This is a genomic window from Zophobihabitans entericus, from assembly GCF_011745665.1.
GTDB classification, from domain to species: domain Bacteria; phylum Pseudomonadota; class Gammaproteobacteria; order Enterobacterales; family Orbaceae; genus Zophobihabitans; species Zophobihabitans entericus.
This window is the reverse complement of record NZ_CP050253.1, coordinates 982,034-998,791: the sequence shown is the minus strand read 5'-3', so window position 1 is coordinate 998,791 and position 16,758 is coordinate 982,034. Positions and strand designations below refer to the sequence as shown.

12 protein-coding genes are annotated in these 16,758 nt (G+C 38.1%); 5 read left to right on the top strand and 7 right to left on the bottom strand.

Annotated elements, in window-relative coordinates; all coding sequences use genetic code 11:
• Positions 1-78: 78 nt before the first annotated feature.
• From IPMB12_RS04565 to IPMB12_RS04555, 3 genes are all read left to right on the top strand, one after another.
• Positions 79-777: a LexA family transcriptional regulator gene (locus IPMB12_RS04565; protein WP_166915377.1), complete on the top strand. Its 699-nt coding sequence runs from the start codon at positions 79-81 to the stop codon at positions 775-777.
• Between the two features lie 204 nt (positions 778-981).
• Positions 982-1,152: a hypothetical protein gene (locus IPMB12_RS04560; protein WP_166915375.1), complete on the top strand. Its 171-nt coding sequence runs from the start codon at positions 982-984 to the stop codon at positions 1,150-1,152.
• Between the two features lie 1,029 nt (positions 1,153-2,181).
• Positions 2,182-3,054, top strand: coding sequence for a phosphorothioated DNA-binding restriction endonuclease (locus tag IPMB12_RS04555; protein WP_166915373.1), 873 nt, complete (start codon positions 2,182-2,184; stop codon positions 3,052-3,054).
• 14 nt (positions 3,055-3,068) lie between these two features.
• On the opposite strand, the gene IPMB12_RS04550 is transcribed toward IPMB12_RS04555, so the two are convergent.
• Positions 3,069-3,545 (bottom strand): very short patch repair endonuclease, encoded by a 477-nt coding sequence (locus tag IPMB12_RS04550; protein WP_166915371.1) that lies wholly within the window; start codon positions 3,543-3,545, stop codon positions 3,069-3,071.
• A gap of 186 nt (positions 3,546-3,731) precedes the next feature.
• Here IPMB12_RS04550 and IPMB12_RS04545 point away from each other — a divergent pair, with 186 nt between their 5' ends.
• Positions 3,732-5,282 (top strand): DNA cytosine methyltransferase, encoded by a 1,551-nt coding sequence (locus tag IPMB12_RS04545; RefSeq protein ID WP_166915369.1) that lies wholly within the window; start codon positions 3,732-3,734, stop codon positions 5,280-5,282.
• Between the two features lie 6 nt (positions 5,283-5,288).
• On the opposite strand, the gene IPMB12_RS04540 is transcribed toward IPMB12_RS04545, so the two are convergent.
• From IPMB12_RS04540 to IPMB12_RS04515, 6 genes are all read right to left on the bottom strand, one after another.
• Positions 5,289-5,867, bottom strand: coding sequence for a GIY-YIG nuclease family protein (locus tag IPMB12_RS04540; protein WP_166915367.1), 579 nt, complete (start codon positions 5,865-5,867; stop codon positions 5,289-5,291).
• 67 nt (positions 5,868-5,934) lie between these two features.
• Positions 5,935-7,737, bottom strand: coding sequence for a DUF1998 domain-containing protein (drmB, locus tag IPMB12_RS04535; protein WP_166915365.1), 1,803 nt, complete (start codon positions 7,735-7,737; stop codon positions 5,935-5,937).
• Entirely contained in the window at positions 7,724-11,455 is a 3,732-nt protein-coding gene (locus tag IPMB12_RS04530) for a helicase-related protein (RefSeq protein WP_208293552.1), read from the bottom strand. Before IPMB12_RS04530 ends, drmB begins: the two co-directional genes overlap by 14 nt.
• A 1-nt stretch (position 11,456) precedes the next feature.
• Positions 11,457-13,196 (bottom strand): nuclease-related domain-containing DEAD/DEAH box helicase, encoded by a 1,740-nt coding sequence (locus IPMB12_RS04525; protein ID WP_166915363.1) that lies wholly within the window; start codon positions 13,194-13,196, stop codon positions 11,457-11,459.
• Between the two features lie 22 nt (positions 13,197-13,218).
• Positions 13,219-14,655 carry a hypothetical protein gene (locus IPMB12_RS04520; protein ID WP_166915361.1) on the bottom strand — a complete coding sequence of 479 codons (1,437 nt, stop codon included), beginning with the start codon at positions 14,653-14,655 and terminating at the stop codon, positions 13,219-13,221.
• Complete coding sequence (locus IPMB12_RS04515; protein ID WP_166915359.1) at positions 14,639-15,550, bottom strand: hypothetical protein; 912 nt, start codon at positions 15,548-15,550, stop codon at positions 14,639-14,641. The genes IPMB12_RS04520 and IPMB12_RS04515 overlap by 17 nt, the downstream gene beginning before the upstream one ends.
• A gap of 343 nt (positions 15,551-15,893) precedes the next feature.
• Between IPMB12_RS04515 and IPMB12_RS04510 the strand changes: the two genes are divergently transcribed.
• On the top strand, positions 15,894-16,730 hold the full coding sequence (locus IPMB12_RS04510; RefSeq protein WP_208293551.1) for an XRE family transcriptional regulator: 837 nt from the start codon (positions 15,894-15,896) through the stop codon (positions 16,728-16,730).
• Positions 16,731-16,758 lie beyond the last annotated feature (28 nt).

Here is a 16,758-nt window from a genome sequence, read left to right as displayed (position 1 = left end):
TAACAAAATGTTTATTTACATTTTCAACTGTTTGTTTAATAATCTACTTAGATTGAAAAAGTACCGGAGGACAAGAACATGAGCACATTATCGGATCGACTTAAGCATATTATGCTTGAGCAAAACCTGAATCAAACAGAGCTGGCAAAGCTTGCAGATGCCTCTCCACAATCAGTCACTAACTGGCTTAAGCGTAATTCTATGAGTAAAAATGTAGCCAGACTTATCTGTGAAAAAACCGGATATTCACTGAACTGGTTACTTTTTGGGATGGGTGAAGCAGATAATTCAGAACCTAATTTTAAACAGTCACGTTTAAAACCAGTTGAATGGGAAGACATGGCACCAACAAATACAGAATTTGTAGAAGTTCCGGTACTTGATGTACATCTATCAGCAGGAGATGGCTACTGTAACACTGAAGGTGAAGAGATGTACACACTACCTTTTAGAGCCTATACACTAAAACGTGAAGGTATTAATGTTGAAAACCTGAAAGTTGTACGGGTCACCGGTGATAGTATGGAACCTAAACTATCAGATAATGATACAGTATCAATTAATACTGCTGATAAGATTGTTCGTGATGGTAAAATGTATGCGATTCGTATTGGTGATGTTCAAAAAATAAAAATTCTGATTCAAAATTCTGATGGCAGTATCACAGTTCGTTCATATAATCCTGATTATAAAGATGAGATTGTCTATAAAGAACAAATTGAATCTGGTGACTTCACTGTCATTGGTCGCGTCTGGTGGATCTCCTCTATCGTTTAATCTATAAAAGCTAAATAATTATATTTAGCTTTTTCCTTCCTTTTTATTTTTAAACAAAAAGTTTGATTTAAATAAACAATAAGTTTAAAATAAATATGTCACAATTTGTTTATACCATTGGATTAATCATAATAATATTTTTCAACATATTGTAGACCAGCGTGTGACATCTGGTTGTGCAATGAATAAAAAGAGGAAACGATAATGAGATTTCTAAAGCTCGATGATAATCATATGATCAATGTAGATTACATCTATCAGGTTCAAGCTTGTGAAGATGATGAGAACGGTTTTAAATCAATCATCATTGATGATAATAATCAACGCTTCTATGTTAAACAATCAGTTCAAGAGATAGCGGTACTGTTTAGTTAAAATAAAAAATGCAATAAAATCAAAAGGTTATAAAATTGAATTTATTGCATTTTCTCTATAAAGATCATAGAGATAACTCTCATTAAGCATCTTGAACTATAGTCAATTACAAAAAAAACTTTCCTCTCACTCCAACCAACTCCCCCATCTTTCATTTGAAACGTTCGGATAATAAATTACAACTAACAATAAATTATTTTTCTAACCTTTATATGTAACTCAGATAAATAATTTACTCTTTCAATATGTACTTTCATCCCTCGCTCAATTTATTATTTATAATAATAAATAATATTTTAGTTCATTTTAATTGATTAAATATCCAGTAAGAAATCTAACTTATTGTTAGTTATTATGTTTTCAAAAATTTACTATTAATATTTATACAGTTCTCTCATTACTTATTTCAAAATAAAAAATAACTGGACTTATTTTGGACTTATTATTACGTATTTTTAGCAGATAATTGTGTTATTAATCACATTTTTACCTTAATTAATTTGCGATAAAAAATATCTTAGTGTATTATGCATATCAAGAAAGGAAAGTTGTTAGCTAGTAAATTACTAATTAATGCTTCTATTCTCGTGATTACCTAACTTCGTTTGCTTTGATATTTTGATATCGAAACGTTAGTAGAAAGAAAATACACATGGAGTACTTTAAAGCAAGGACGCTTTTTACTACTGATGCAAATAGAGAAAGTTTAGTGGACAGATAGTTAAATTGCTAACTATCGATACTTAACAAACTAGCAAGGAAACTTGTGTCGTATTGTTAAGCTGCGAGGGAACGCTTTCTACCCTATTTTAAGTTTTGTAGCACTACCCCATGTTACAAAACTTCAGATCCGAGGAGACTCATTCACTCCTCTTTAGCCGGTAGTTGATTTTATCTTCTATCGGCTTTTTTTGTTTTAACTGATATCTTTTTTAAATCAACAATCTACAGTAAATAAAATTTTATAAGCTCTATCTCAAAAATGCTGTATATTAGTTACATTGTTTCATATAAACGTTTGTAAATAATATGGATATCAAACAATTACAACAAGCCATCGCTAATATCACTATCTGGAAAAAAGGTGACCAACGGGCGCCGCATAAACCCTTATTACTACTTTATGTCTTATCACAATACAAGCAAGGCCACGAACGCCTGTTTGATTATGGAACCGAAATCCAGCAGCCTTTATTAGAGCTATTAAATAGCTTTGGCCCGGATCGCAAAACACACTACCCCAATATGCCATTCTGGCGCCTGAAAGGTGATGGATTCTGGCAATTAAATAATGCTGAGAATTGTACAGACCCAAAACAAGAAAGCAAAGAACCTACTAGTAACAGACTAATAGAATGTGGTGTGCAAGGTGGTTTTGATGAACAGGCTTATAAACTCGTTATAAACAAGCCAAAACAGATCGATAAGCTTGCACAACGTATTTTGAGTGAGCTGTTGCCTGAGGGTGAGCAAGATAGACTAGCCAACCAACTGGGTTTTGATCTGGCAGAAATCAATCGTGAGCGTAATCCTAAATTTCGTCAAACGGTACTTCGTGCTTATAACTACCAGTGTGCTGTTTGTGGTTATAACCTAAAACAAGATTGTACACCTGTTGGTCTTGAAGCTGCTCATGTTAAATGGAAACAATTTGGTGGCCCTTGTGAGGTAGATAATGGGCTAGCACTTTGTTCTATTCATCACTCCGCGTTTGATATGGGTGCGATTGGTCTGAATAGTGGCTTAAAGCTACTTGTTTCCAGTGGTGTGAATGGTAATGAAATTGTAGATAAACTGTTTTGGAACTTTGAAGGTAAATCAATTTTTATACCTAAAGAGAAGAAAGACTGGTTACAGAATAAGTTTGTTGAGTGGCATCATGAACAGGTGTTTAAAAAGTAATCCTAAGGGTTAATTTAACCTACTAGATATTTCTTCATTCCCAATGTACCTATTTCAGCACTGGAATCATAAGAACACAGCCACTCTTCAATACGCTCAGATAACATTAGGTCAGATAACTTGTGCTTTCCTCTGATCGCACATTCCCAGATAATCAGTACTTTCCAGTCCGACTGAGTTAGCTCATGAATAACTTTTCTATCTCGTTGTCGGTTGTCTTCAATTTTATTTAACCAAAATTCAGTTCTGGTTTGCGGTATTTTAAATAGATGGCAATCATGCCTGTGCCAGAAGCAACCATGAGTAAAAATAATCGCTTTATAATAGTCGATAACAAAATCAGGCTTACCTGGCAGCTCTTTGACCTGAACCTGAAACTCAACGCCTAAACTGGATAAAAGCTGTGTCATACGTTGTTCTATAAACGTATCTTCTGTTTTAATTGCCTGCATATTTTTACTACGCGTTGCTTTATCGTGAACATCAGCCATATTGTTTATTAAGTTGTTGGTGAATAATTTTTCAATTCTAACATTGATAAACCGAGTTATTAAATGTTATCTATTACCTGTCTGTTTGCGGATTAAATTCAGAAAATAAGAATAATTGATTGCTCAAAAAACATAGCCTGGTATCATACTAGCCATGAAAATTGAGGTTAAAATAATATTAATAGAATGAAAGATAGTAAAATTCTGGTGATTGATTTATTTGCTGGACCTGGTGGTTTAGGCGAAGGCTTTAGTTCGTGTAAAACATCTACAGGGGAGACCGCTTTTCAGATTGGTGTTTCGATAGAAAAAGATCCTTCCGCTCATAGAACATTAACTACCAGAGCTTTATTTAGAAAACTGGCAAGTAATCCTGAGGCTAAAAAAGACTATTATCATTATGTACAGGGTAAAATCACCCGAGAACAACTTTTTGAAAAATACCCCGATGAAGCAGCTCAAGCACTTGAAGAAACATTAGAAGCCCCTCAAACACTGGGAGAGGATAATGAACTGATTCATGCAAAAATTCAAGCTCTCGTTGAAAATCATGATGGTACTAAGGTTGTGATTGGGGGGCCGCCTTGTCAGGCTTACTCACTGGCGGGCCGCTCACGTAACGCCGGTAATAAGGAATATAAAGCGGAAGACGATCACCGACATTTTTTATATAAAGAATATTTAAAAGTATTGTCGATCGCTAAACCTGAAGTGTTTGTCATGGAAAATGTCAGAGGTATTTTGTCTGCCAAAGTGAATGATAAACTGATATTCCCTGATATTCTGAAAGACTTACGTAATCCAAGCGTGGCAACTGATACACCTGATATGTCAGAGTATAAAATTTATTCTCTGGTGACGAGCGCTGATGACCCGGCTCATCCTGATTATAAAAATGTATCTGATTTTTTAATTCGTTCTGAACGTTATGGTATACCCCAGGCAAGGCACAGAGTGATTTTATTAGGAGTAAGAAGTGATATTGAAGGTATCCCGGATACCTTACAACTTTCTGAAACGGATTCTATTTCAGTAAAAAGTGTTATCGATGATTTACCACCACTCAGAAGTGGCTTATCCAAACAAGAAGATACTGAAGAGCTCTGGGCTAAAATAGTTTCTGATTATATTGTCCAGTTAAAAAAGCTAATGGATAAACAAGAGCAAGATAAGCGAGATGGATTTAACGCATTAGAACTAGCTCCTAAAAGAGGACTACCCCGCAAAAGTAGTGAATATGATAATAGTCAAGAAATGCTGATACCAGAACCGTTAAAAAGCTGGCTGATGGACAAAGATCTGCAATGTGTTCTCAATCATGAAACCAGAGGACATATTGAGTCGGATTTACTGCGTTATGTCTTTTGTGCAGTTTATGCCTTACTTAATGAAGGAACTTCACCAAAATCACAAGATTTTCCAAAAGAGCTGGCGCCAGAACATGCTAATTGGGAAACTGGGGCACATGCTGATCGTTTTCGTGTTCAGTCAGCAGATAAATTTGCCACGACGATTACCAGTCATATCTCTAAAGATGGACATTATTTTATTCACTACGACCCAACACAATGCCGTAGCTTAACAGTACGTGAAGCTGCTCGCCTACAAACTTTTCCCGATAATTATTATTTTGAAGGTAATCGAACTCAGCAATACGTTCAGGTGGGTAATGCTGTTCCGCCTTTTTTAGCGAAACAGATTAGTGAGGTTGTGTTGAATCTACTCAATAAAAAGTAATTGATATTAGCTGTTCTTTTTATATCGTCGGCGGTTGCTGACTTTTTCACTTATTAATGCTCCTTCTTTAATCAGCAACCCTAATATACTGTAGCTTAAGTAATCTTGTTGACGTCCTTCGTTATCGGATTGTAGGCCAAGATAGTGAACACAATCTGAGTTAGTAATGCCCTGAGGATTTTCTTCAGCAAAAGAAATAATGGCATCTTTTAATAGTTTTAAACCTAACTGAGCTTTCATAACGGCATCGTCAGGTAACACAACATTTGATTTGAGCTTTGGTGCAATCGCGTGAGGGGTGATTGAATTATATAAGACACCACCATTATCAATGGTACCCAAACAGGCAATCAGCTCCAGCTCAATACGCAGGGCATCTTCTTCGGTCAGGTGATCAACAAGAGTTGTCACAATCACCTGACATCCTGCTGCCAGAATCTCTTTGATGTGTTTCCCTTTTCGCGTATTGTCTGGTTTTTGAGTATGTTCAATGGATCTACTCCCCGTCCCCTTACCAATATAGAAAATTTTAGCCGGTTTTTGGAGAGGATCTTTTAACGCATAAACATAAAAATTTCTTGTCATTCAGGCTCGTTGTTATTTTTTATATTTCATTGTGTTGATATAAGTCAGCAATCCTGTTTCTGAAAAACTACAATAACATTTCATCAAAATACCCGGTGTTATCCCCATTTTCTGAAACCAGTAAACGGCGATCCAAGAGTTTATTCATATTTTCACAGGAGGTTTCGGGTAATAAACTACAACTATGACAGGCTGCCAGATTCATTGAGTCTGGACCTTGCCCGCCATGGCTTCCTGATTCAGAGCAAATAGGATCGGAGGAACACCAGCGTGCTTTAGCTATCGCTTTTAATACGACCGGAATCAGTTTGTGGCTGTCAGCCATGGAGACTAGCCCGCCCAGAGAACCTTCGGTATCGCCAGCAGCCGTATAAATTAACACGCCTGACATGGGTTGTTCAGGATGAGCAGAAACATATAAACGTTCTCTTAATGATGCACTACTATAACCACATTCAAAAATTAATTCATTGATCAGAATATGGGCGAATGAGTGTATTAAAATATAGCGTGCGGTTTGTGAGATATCAACAAAATCACCTGTTTTTTGCAGGGTTGCCAGTCTGGTATTCAACCAGTCTTTATTATTATTTTCCCAGTCTACTAATTTTTGATGATCAAATTCGATATAAATCCCTTCACCATAAACTCTGATCGCCGGTAGCCAGCGTTCATCAGGATTGACATTAAAGCGGTTAATTGTACCGTAATAGTCTCCTTTACGAGTTCCTGCTTTTATGCGATCTAACCCTTCTAAAACTCGTGTCTCAGTCAGTTTTTCGACCCGGGTTACAGAAGAGAAAAATTGATTAAACTTAGTTTGTTGAAAAAGACTCATATCTAATGATGAAGTTTTTATTAAAGGGTCTTTACAACTTTGTAATAGTATATCTCTTTCCTCACGGCGATAAGCTGTCTCCTCATCTTCTACAAGATTAAAAGTGGCTAAATTATTACTAAAAACTAATTTAGCAGCCTTTAAAATAACCTCTTGCTCAATATTTACTAATTGAGTTCCTTTAGCTAATTTAATAATACTCAAAGCAGAATTTACGTCATTCTCCAGAAAACCTTTTATAATAACTTTATGAGTCGATTCAATCGCTTCGATAGCATTTATAGCAATATCTAAACTTTGATTACTAACTCTAGGTATCTTAATAGAGCTGACCAGTTTTGGAAAATAGAGGTTAGTTGCTTGCCTCAACATACCTATCAGTGGTTGATCACATTCATCAACTTCTTTATAAGCAAGCCCTAGCCAAGGCATGTGGCCTTTACATGAATTACTGCCTATATTTGCTGACATTCCAGCAAGGCTACGCATAGCGCCGCATTCACAGGATACCTTAATATCGCTCAGCGAACTGGAGCTGCCTCTGGTTTCCAGTTTAAGCGTTTTGTTGCACGCCAAGCCCTCTTTTGTATGCACCCATTCACGCCAGGGAAACTCTTGTAAATGGCCGGCACTACATGCAGCAATAAAACGCACTTGGTACATTTTCCCATTACAGTTCTGCGAGTTACATCTGGGGATATTTTTAGATATTTCAGGATATCTCTCTAGTCGCTGACATTTATTACATACATGCCAAGCAGGAAAACGATAAGCAGGCAAAGGTTCTAAGGATGAACTATAACCCTTTGTATTCTCGCCCAAATAATCATCTGGTGGTAATCTAAAATGGTTAACACCTAGACGGTTAGCTAAACGGTCATCAAATATTTTATATCTCTCTATACTTTCATCTGAATGCTCTTTAAACCAAAGATCTATACCTGAGATCAATATAGATACACCAGAATCCTCAATATAAATTGCCCCTGGACCAAATGTTGTGATTAATTGACTTTTTCTAATTTTTGCCATGATAGTGTTCTTCCTTTGTGTAGAGATCACCCCGAGAAATACCAAATAAGCTTTCTCCGTCAACACTACGCATTGATGTTGGTGCAGCCCATACTTCTGCCAATTTAACAGCCTTATCAACTTGAGTGCCTAATACATAAAAAACATCTCCATCTTGATAAGGATGACCAATTCTCCCCCAATCACGAAGTGAACACATCCGGTCTTGCCATTGCTTCACTTTTATGTCCAAAAAATGTTTAACTACTGGCATATCTGCTCCCATAGATAAGGCTCGTTTATCAAATAAAATTCTAATAAACTCATTAAACCGGCTCAAAGTAAGCGTATCTCCGGGTTGTGTATTCTTAGGTGTTGTTTGCCGAATATAAGCCACGCAAACAGCAGCCAGGGCGCGTTCTATCGCCGGTAACGACCAAGGTGTTACGCTTGACGGTTCAACTTGAGCATAAAGTCGCTGGTGATAACCACGAAAATGTTCATAATGGGAGCGATCCCTTGGTTTGCTTGCGGAGTAAATAGTGACGATCATGCCTGGCCGCTTCCGCCAGCTTCTGCCAACCCGGCCAGAAATTTGAATATATTGTGCTGTTGTTTTTGGTTGACCAACAATTGCCATTAATCCCAAGCGCTCAATATCTATGCCGACTTCGATAATGTTTGAGGCGATACACACATCAACTACGCCCAAACCATAAATTTTCTGGATAAAAGATGTTAATTCCTGTGAAGGCTCAATGTTAAGTTCAACCAGATGTTTGCGGCATAAATAGAAATCATAGTAACTTTCAAGAGGCAATGCATTCACCTCATTACTGGTTGCTAGTATTGCCTGCCAGCCAAGCATTCTGGTTTTTAAATCAACATCCTGTAATGATGGAATAATATCAGACAGGATCTGCTGTATTTCTTTAAGCTCAGGCAGTGGCAATCCTTTTTGTAGCTTAGCAATTGCCTGAGGGACTTCATCCGATTTCAGGCGACTGGTGAGCTCAGTATCATTATGAATAAAACGTTTCAGGCAATTTTCAGGCCTGTTGTGTCCTAGCCCACGTAGTCTTTCTGGAATATCACTCTGGAATAATGTTTTCCCACCGCCCAACTCACGGATTGAGTTATAAAAAACCAGTAGCGTTCGCCAGGCATCTCGGTCAGCTAATCGCAAATGATTTGAGGCATCAAGCAGTGCCGAGAAAGCCCTGACCTGAACGCTCATTTGTGAACCCAGACCAGGAGCATTGATCCCAATATATTTGCGCCCCGGAACCAGCTCACCCGTATTCTTATCTCTTTTGTACACCGCAAAAAAGGAGTCATCCGCATCGATTGCCGGAGGAGGGAAGAGATTGGCTTGTTCCCGACCATATAAATGCCTAATTTGTTCTTTATAGCGACGAGTAGTGGCCGTGGCACAGATAATCTTAGGTAGGCAAGGTTTGCTACCTCTTTTATCCGTACACAGCTCTTCAATTAAGGGTTCATATAGCCCCACCATTGAGCCCAGAGGACCAGTAATCAGATGCAATTCGTCCTGAATAATCAGGCTCGGTGGATTGATTTCTCGTTCACCCTGCTCATTTAACCCAAATAAGGCTCGAATGTTTTGATTCCAGGCCAACATGGCAAATTTATCCACCGTACCAATCACAATCGTGGGCTGATTTTTATAAATATCTTCATCAATCAGATAGACCGGGAGGTGTTCAAAAAAATCACAGCCTTGATCAGGGCAATACAGTTCCACCGTTTGATTCTGGGCGTGAATACCTAATATCTGATATTTATCTTTTCCAGGCTTTCCTGGTATCTTCATTGGCCCCATTTGAGCGGAACACCAGGGACAGCGATCAAATAAGAATGGGTTAGGGGCATCATCCTCTTTCTTTAATTTATTTAAAGCCTTAATGGCTTCACTACCCTTGTTTGGTGTCGTACTCCCCCCTACCCATAGCCCAATAGAAAATGGTTTACCCGGAATATTGTACCGCCGACGTAACACTTCAAGCGCACAAATTAATGTGGAAGCCCTTTGTAACTGTTGGGCAGTCAATAATCTCAGAGTATATCGCATCAGTATTTGTACGCCAGATGCCTGATCTTTATCACGTAATCTTTTGTAGAGAATATCAAAAGCTGCTAAACCTAAATAAGCTTCCGTTTTGCCACCGCCGGTTGGGAACCAGATTAACTCGACGGTTTCATGTTCAGGAGAGTCACCGTTCACAACAGAGGCTAGGCTCATCAAAATAAAACCAATCTGAAAAGCGCGCCAGTCTGATGTCTGCTGACTAAATGTAGCGGACTGCTGATAGCGAATATAGCCTTCATCAAAACTGGCGGCTCTGACATGTTTAGGGTGATGTTGTTGTTGCAATTGCATAGCCTGGTTCATTAATGTGAAAGCCTTTCTGACCATGATATCCTGGCTTAACAGCGTCAGACCTTCCCGCATTCTTTGGCAGGCTGTATGACATTCTTGTAGATTTTTTCGGCCTTGTTCTTTGAGAGGCTGCGAAACTTGTAACTGCTCCAGTTTCGCCGTTTGTTGATTAATCCAGTTTTGGTAACCCTCAACGAGTTGAGTTAGTCGTTGATAACCAGGACCGGATAAATCATTGGTCAGATTAGCACAGTCATTCATTGAGATAGGAAAAGGCTTGCCCGGTATGATTTCAATATCCGGTGTAATACTGGGAACTTCATATGTTGGCATGGCATCTGTCCAGATAGTATGGACGGTTGTCTTTTTATCCCAGGGATTTGCAGCCCAGTTCGCAGAACAGCCATGACCGACGGCAAATATAGGTTCACTACGATACAATAACTGATTACAGAGTTCTTCCGGATCGTTATCAATGGTACTGGCTTCAGGATAAGGCAGAATACCGCCACTACCATCAGGTAAGGTCGCCTCAATCTTAAGCTCTGTCTGGAAAAGGGAAACCAAGTCTTTGGCAAATGTCTGCGGATCTGAACTTTTGCTTTCATTAATCAGCGCCAGCGTAATCAATGATTTTTGTCCTTCATTTCTTCTCATATAGCCTTTTAAACTAAGTTTAAAACCGGCGGGCAGGGAAGGGATCTGGGCGCTAATGTCGAGGGTGAATTTTTCATTTACCCAGAGTTGCCGTTGAATTTCGGTTGTGAAATTCAGGGCTGTTCGGTACCACCATTGATAGTTTTTTACCTTAACTGGTGCGTATAATCCCCCACTGATCATTATTTTCAGTGCTGGGAGTTGTTCCGCATTACAGGAAAAGCTTATTGCAAAGCTTTGTGGTAAGCGTACGTTGGTCAGTGCCAGGTCTAAGTCATAGCCATCATCTGCTGTACCAAACGGACTTTCTTTAATGTTTTCCTTGTTATTATCATCCTGGAAGATATTTTCAGGATCACTGGCAAAGCTCTTTTCATCAGTGGGCGCCGGTGTATCCGGTTGCTCGTCTATTGTTTTAGCATCACAGCCTGCAGGATAGAGAACCCCCATGCCATAACGCTTCAACGGTGACTCTTTAATAATTTCTTCCCCAGTATTTTTAACTATCCAGTTTTTAAACAAATCTGCCGCATCCAGTTTAATTAATTCAGATAGCTCAATTTCATGGCCGCGTGGCGCGGGACCAATCATTTCTTTTTGTAGATTCGCCAGCATCACATTATCTCTGACCACAGAACCAGCAACGCGATGACCAAATTGTTTATAGATATTTTCACTCATATTATTTTGCCTCAGTGACAAGCTTTTGTAATTGGCTCACTGTCTTATTGGACAGGAAAAGATAGAAAGTTAAGGTTGTTCGACTCATTGCGGTATAAAGCAATTTGCGCATCTGAATGCTTTCAATTTCATCAATATCAGTAATGATAATAAAAGCATTCTCAAGCCCTTTAAAACTATGGATTGTGGTATACGCTATTTTGCTTGCTTCGGGTTGGTAATAAGGCGTCAATAATTCGGTTCTTTTTTGACTTATCAGTTCAATAACAGGAGAGCGATTTAATGGCGAAAGCAGTGTAATTGAGCCATGGGGATATCCGTCCGCCAAAAGTTTATCAATACTGCTCAAGACTTTTTCAGACTGCTCCTCTTGATTTTTAAAGTAATGAAGTACCGGCTTGTGTTCTTCATCTTCCCCTCGCCTTACCAGGCTATATAAATCCCCTAAACGACCGATGAGTTTATTTTGCTCAACCACGGGGAGCGTATTACGACAATTAACAGATAATGGATACACCGGAAAATGGCTGGCTCGTTCATTCAGATTACTGAATAATATCTTCTCTTTAATATTAGAAAAAATAGCCTGCCCTTTAAAATCACCAAACATTAGCCATTTTCCGGCATGTAGCCCACCTTTTAATAATAAATCCAGAATATCCAGCCATTTAGGATGAGCGACAATATCCTGGGTCTCATCTACAATCAATAAATCATATTGCCCGGTCAGCTCGCTTTTTTCATCAAGTAAACAATCTAACGTAGATTCAGGTAAAACCGAGTTCCAAAATTCAGGAGTATCTTCAACGGGAGCACGATTGGTAATTCTGGTCATCAACGCATGAATATTAATAATATCAATCTCATTAGTGTCTGCCTGGCTGAGATTATCTTTAATATAATTAACCAGATAACGATTAAAACAGATAAATAATATCTTTTTATGCTCTAATACCGCTCTTTTAGCGGCTTCAATAGCAAGCACGGTTTTCCCTGTTCCCGCTGGCCCGGTATATAAAATACGGTCGTTATAATTTATCGCCTCCAGTGCTAAAAACTGTTCCTGAGTATATTCCAGCACTTCTTGTTGACTATTATCCAACCTGTTCTGCGGTGATAAAGAAAAAGAAAGTGGAGGCCGCAATAAGAATAAAAGCTGCTCAATACTTTTATTTGAAGGCGCTTTTGGATCGGTGAACCATTTGCCAGTGGGTAAATTAGTAATACGTTCCCGTTCTTTATCAAATGTATTTAAAATAAGCTGCCCAATCCCTCTCTTTTTTAACTGTTCAGCGTTCATTAGCTGGCTGGGACGCCACTCGGGTGACGTTGCATCGAAGTTGCAGTGGGTAAAAATAACCGCAGAAATAAAAGGAATACTTCTTAATCGGGTGTCTTTATTACAGATATACTCGCGCAAACAGTGCATAGACACTGACACCTGAACAAATGGACTTTTGTCATTACCGGTACTTTGCCGGCCTAAAAACCATCTGCCCTGTTCATCACGACTTACCTGCTGGTGCGCTTTGACTTCTAAAGCTAACACACCTTTACCCGGTACCAGAATTAAGAAATCAATCTCACCAGAAATAGCACCTTTATGATTAGCGACATCATATTGATGTAAAACAATCCAGTTTTTAGTGTCCGGATCTCTTTGTAATCTTTCAAAAAGCAGCTTTTCACCCGAACTTTTCGTCTGTTGGTGGTCAAATTTTGGAGGAATCATTCTGGCCATAAAATATCCGTTTTTTATAATATCAGTGAAGATCGGTAATTTTTCTTAACTGGAAAATATAATTAGTGCTTTGCAATTGCAGGCTATCCACATCTGTCTGTAATACCGTAGATAATAATGCTTTAAGTTCACTCAGCATCTGGTTGGTTAAATCGGCAAAGGTTATCCGCCCTTGTGATCGATTAGTTGAGCGTAATTTGTTAATTAACTGGATGAAGCCCTGGTGATACTCTACGGGAATATTGGCAAAATGGAGAATAGCTCTAAAATCATTTTCCAGATCCTGAGGAGCGAAAATTCCATTATGACTTGGTTTCATCCAGTGACAGACATTTTGCTCATTAGCACGGCTGGTAGCACCGTAGCTTCGTAATTTTTTCACCAGTAAATTTGGTTGTGTTGCAAAACGCCTCATTGGTTTTTTCCAGATTTCCATTTGAGCAATAGTATCCTGGTCAGGATTGATGATACTGTCTGTTTCATTTTTATCTTCAACATCAACCCAGTATTCACCTATGGTTAGCTGGCTAATTGAATGCAGAGGCTCGTACCTTACCTGATGGTCAGAACTAACAATAACCGTCTTTTTACCCGGCTCAAAAGTGATCCAGTCATTAGCTAATTTAAGCTGTGATAATGGTTTTTCCATTAAATCAACGCCTGGAGCAGGTTCAGTTATCAATTCATCATCAATGAATTGTTCCTGAGTTATTTTCTCATCGGTATACAGAGTTAAAGTGGAGATCTGGGCCGGGAGAACTAAAGCAGCAGAACTCAATCCAATGGTGATATCAGCATAAGTCGTAAATGGATTATCGTGTTTAATTTTTGTAGAATACCATGAGGGCGTTATCAGAATAAGATTTTTTGCCGGTGGTATTTTGAAAAAGCGCTGATACCAGTTAGTTAGGCCGGTAAGAATAAGTGGGTGATTTGAACCTTTCTTAAGCGTTTCCTCTAATAAAGAGAGTTGACTAAAAGAGTTAAATTCATGCTCATGAAAGACGTTACTAACCATGTCAAAGTGGCAGGAATATTTAAGGCTAAAATTAAATCGTTGAATATTAGCAAGCTCAGGCACTGAATTATCCAGAAACAAGCGCTCTAAGGCTGAGAAAACCGGTGTTTCCGGATTTTTCTGAAGCTGTTTCAGGACCTCATTGAGTTCTTGTTCCAGTTCTTTTGAGACCAAACAAGAAAAATGAAAGTCTTGTTGTAATGTTTTTAATTTATCCAAAGAATCGCTCAGAGAAGGTAACGGAAGCGTTAACCCGGTAATTAACAGGTTGTTGAGAGCCTTCAATAGTGGGAGTTCTTCTGGTCTGTAATATTCTGATTTTAGCTGAGAGCATAACTGGTGATAAATGCAATTCAGCTGATAGTAGATATCATGTTTGATTCTCAGGATATAGAGCTTAGCAGGAGAATGATCTTGCCAAATCTTAAAGGGCATTGGCATCAGAATTTCCTTTATAGCTAAGCACTGATAAACCAATAGTATTTGGCTTTTTCTGGCAGAGTGACTGCAGGCCGCCACTCTCAAACAGGCCATTTTTCACTTCGGGGCGCCAGCCAGTCTGGCCTAAATGTTGAGTATAGTGAGTAAGAAATCGCTGAACTTTTTCATCTAAATTAACATCGCTGGCAGATAAGCAACAAACGATAGACTGATCTTTTTGCGGATGGCGCGAGGGAATATTACCACTCCAGATTTGTGTCTGTTCCTGACAGTTGATATTTTGAGAACTGATCACATTAATCAGCGCCTGGTAGGATAAAACTTGTTCTCCGCCTAAAATGCCAAGATATTCGCTTAATAATTGCGTTTTTCCATTAACAGATAATGAAAAATTATTTGCTGACTCGAGTAACTGTGTTTTATTACCAATTAAGTTTAATCGTTCTGAAACATGGTGCTTTTTGACCGCGTCATATAAGCGATCAGTTTTAAGCAACCAGTCTTCTTTTTTACCATCATGAGTACAAAGAACAATGTTTTTTGTTAGTTCTGAAACAGGCTTCTTTTGGATCGTATTCTTGACTCGCTGAAAACAACAAAGCAGTTGGCCATTCATTTCTTCATCACCACAATAATAAGCTCTTTGACCTTTATCTGGCATTTCATCAGTAGTGATCAGGACAAAAGGAGATGACTTTAGCTGCATATGAATATCGATCGAGGTATTTTCTGAAGGTAGAATCGAAGAAGCAACAGCATAAGATGAAAAGATATCGTCAGGACAAATAGCACAAATGTAGGTCCCTTTATTAGTAAAAGCCCACTTACCAATGGACTGTAGAAAGTACCACCACTCAGGCATTTCATCAGCAAGATATTGGCTATTTTTCCCCATCTAAATCACCCTGCAACAGTAAGTAGTCTTACTATTAAAAAATTATTTATATAATTGAATGTTATAATGATTTTTATATCGATTTAGCATAACAATTGATCTTTACCTGGTCAAACAAAAAAGATGAAGTAAGTCACATTATTTGGATAAATGTTACAATATACTTTTATACTTATTACGATAAATATTATGTATAGCAACATTTATTATTATTTAGTAAATTAAAATATTTATTAACTAAATTCAACTAGCCTTAAAACACCTTTCTTGTAGTCAAAAATAGCTGGCTGCTAAGCTGAAAGTTTCCCCAACTCAAATTACTAAATGGAAAAACGGAGAACATATGTCCTCAGAGATGGAGGATAAGTTGCGTGATTTGATAAAGATTGGTGAACAGTCTCCTGAAGTGATTCTTTTAACAGGTTCTATTGAAAATGCCAATAAGTGGGAAATACTTATCCATTTTATTGCTGAGATGGCACAGGAATGCGATGAAACTGGATATATTTGTTATCCCTTAAATGATGAACTAGGACTTCTATGTGAGCGTACTTTGTCTTTACTACAGGAAATTGGTGTTGATATTCCTAAAGAATTTCCTAAGGAATTAGAAGAATATTTAGCTGAAGATGAAGATAGTGATGATGAGTTGCGTGAGCGTCTTCATGATAATCTTTATTATGATCTTATCTTTAATATTTATAAGTCGTTAACTGATGTCTATGGGTTTTATGCAGCTTTTGTTTATGAACTGGTTATGGATGATGAGCTTGATTTATTTGGTTCCGTCGGTAGCGATATTGACTCTTGTTTACTGGCTCTTGCCGCAAGTAAAGTGGATATCGACACTAACATTGCATCTAATTTCAGAGTATTTAAAAATAAAACCAAGAAAGACTATAGAAAATGGTTAAAAGAGACTAAAAACACGGCAATTCGAGCTCGTATTCCTCTGAGGGCTGAAATAATGGACTTAGTTAATAATCCTTCTCACGATCAACTTGGGCGAGAGGCTGATGATGAGAGTATGGGTTTTAATGATTCCCGTTTGCACCCTGATATTTATATGAATGAGCTTTTAGTGGGAATACGTATCATTCATCAAGTTCTTCCTGCCATTATGGAAAAATTAGGTATGCAGAATGAGTTTGAATTGGACGAATCCTCTCTTCGTCTTTAAGTGACTTCTATCGGTAATCAGACTTATT

Bases quoted from the DNA above. Each gene is read 5' to 3' on its own strand.
- IPMB12_RS04555 (WP_166915373.1), top strand. From the start codon at position 2,182: ATGGATATCAAACAATTACAACAAGCCATCGCTAATATCACTATCTGG.
- IPMB12_RS04565 (WP_166915377.1), top strand. From the start codon at position 79: ATGAGCACATTATCGGATCGACTTAAGCATATTATGCTTGAGCAAAAC.
- IPMB12_RS04545 (WP_166915369.1), top strand. From the start codon at position 3,732: ATGAAAGATAGTAAAATTCTGGTGATTGATTTATTTGCTGGACCTGGT.
- IPMB12_RS04510 (WP_208293551.1), top strand. From the start codon at position 15,894: ATGTCCTCAGAGATGGAGGATAAGTTGCGTGATTTGATAAAGATTGGT.
- IPMB12_RS04520 (WP_166915361.1), bottom strand. From the start codon at position 14,655: ATGCCAATGCCCTTTAAGATTTGGCAAGATCATTCTCCTGCTAAGCTC.
- IPMB12_RS04530 (WP_208293552.1), bottom strand. From the start codon at position 11,455: ATGAGTGAAAATATCTATAAACAATTTGGTCATCGCGTTGCTGGTTCT.
- drmB (WP_166915365.1), bottom strand. From the start codon at position 7,737: ATGGCAAAAATTAGAAAAAGTCAATTAATCACAACATTTGGTCCAGGG.
- IPMB12_RS04525 (WP_166915363.1), bottom strand. From the start codon at position 13,196: ATGGCCAGAATGATTCCTCCAAAATTTGACCACCAACAGACGAAAAGT.
- IPMB12_RS04550 (WP_166915371.1), bottom strand. From the start codon at position 3,545: ATGGCTGATGTTCACGATAAAGCAACGCGTAGTAAAAATATGCAGGCA.
- IPMB12_RS04540 (WP_166915367.1), bottom strand. From the start codon at position 5,867: ATGACAAGAAATTTTTATGTTTATGCGTTAAAAGATCCTCTCCAAAAA.
- IPMB12_RS04560 (WP_166915375.1), top strand. From the start codon at position 982: ATGAGATTTCTAAAGCTCGATGATAATCATATGATCAATGTAGATTAC.
- IPMB12_RS04515 (WP_166915359.1), bottom strand. From the start codon at position 15,550: ATGGGGAAAAATAGCCAATATCTTGCTGATGAAATGCCTGAGTGGTGG.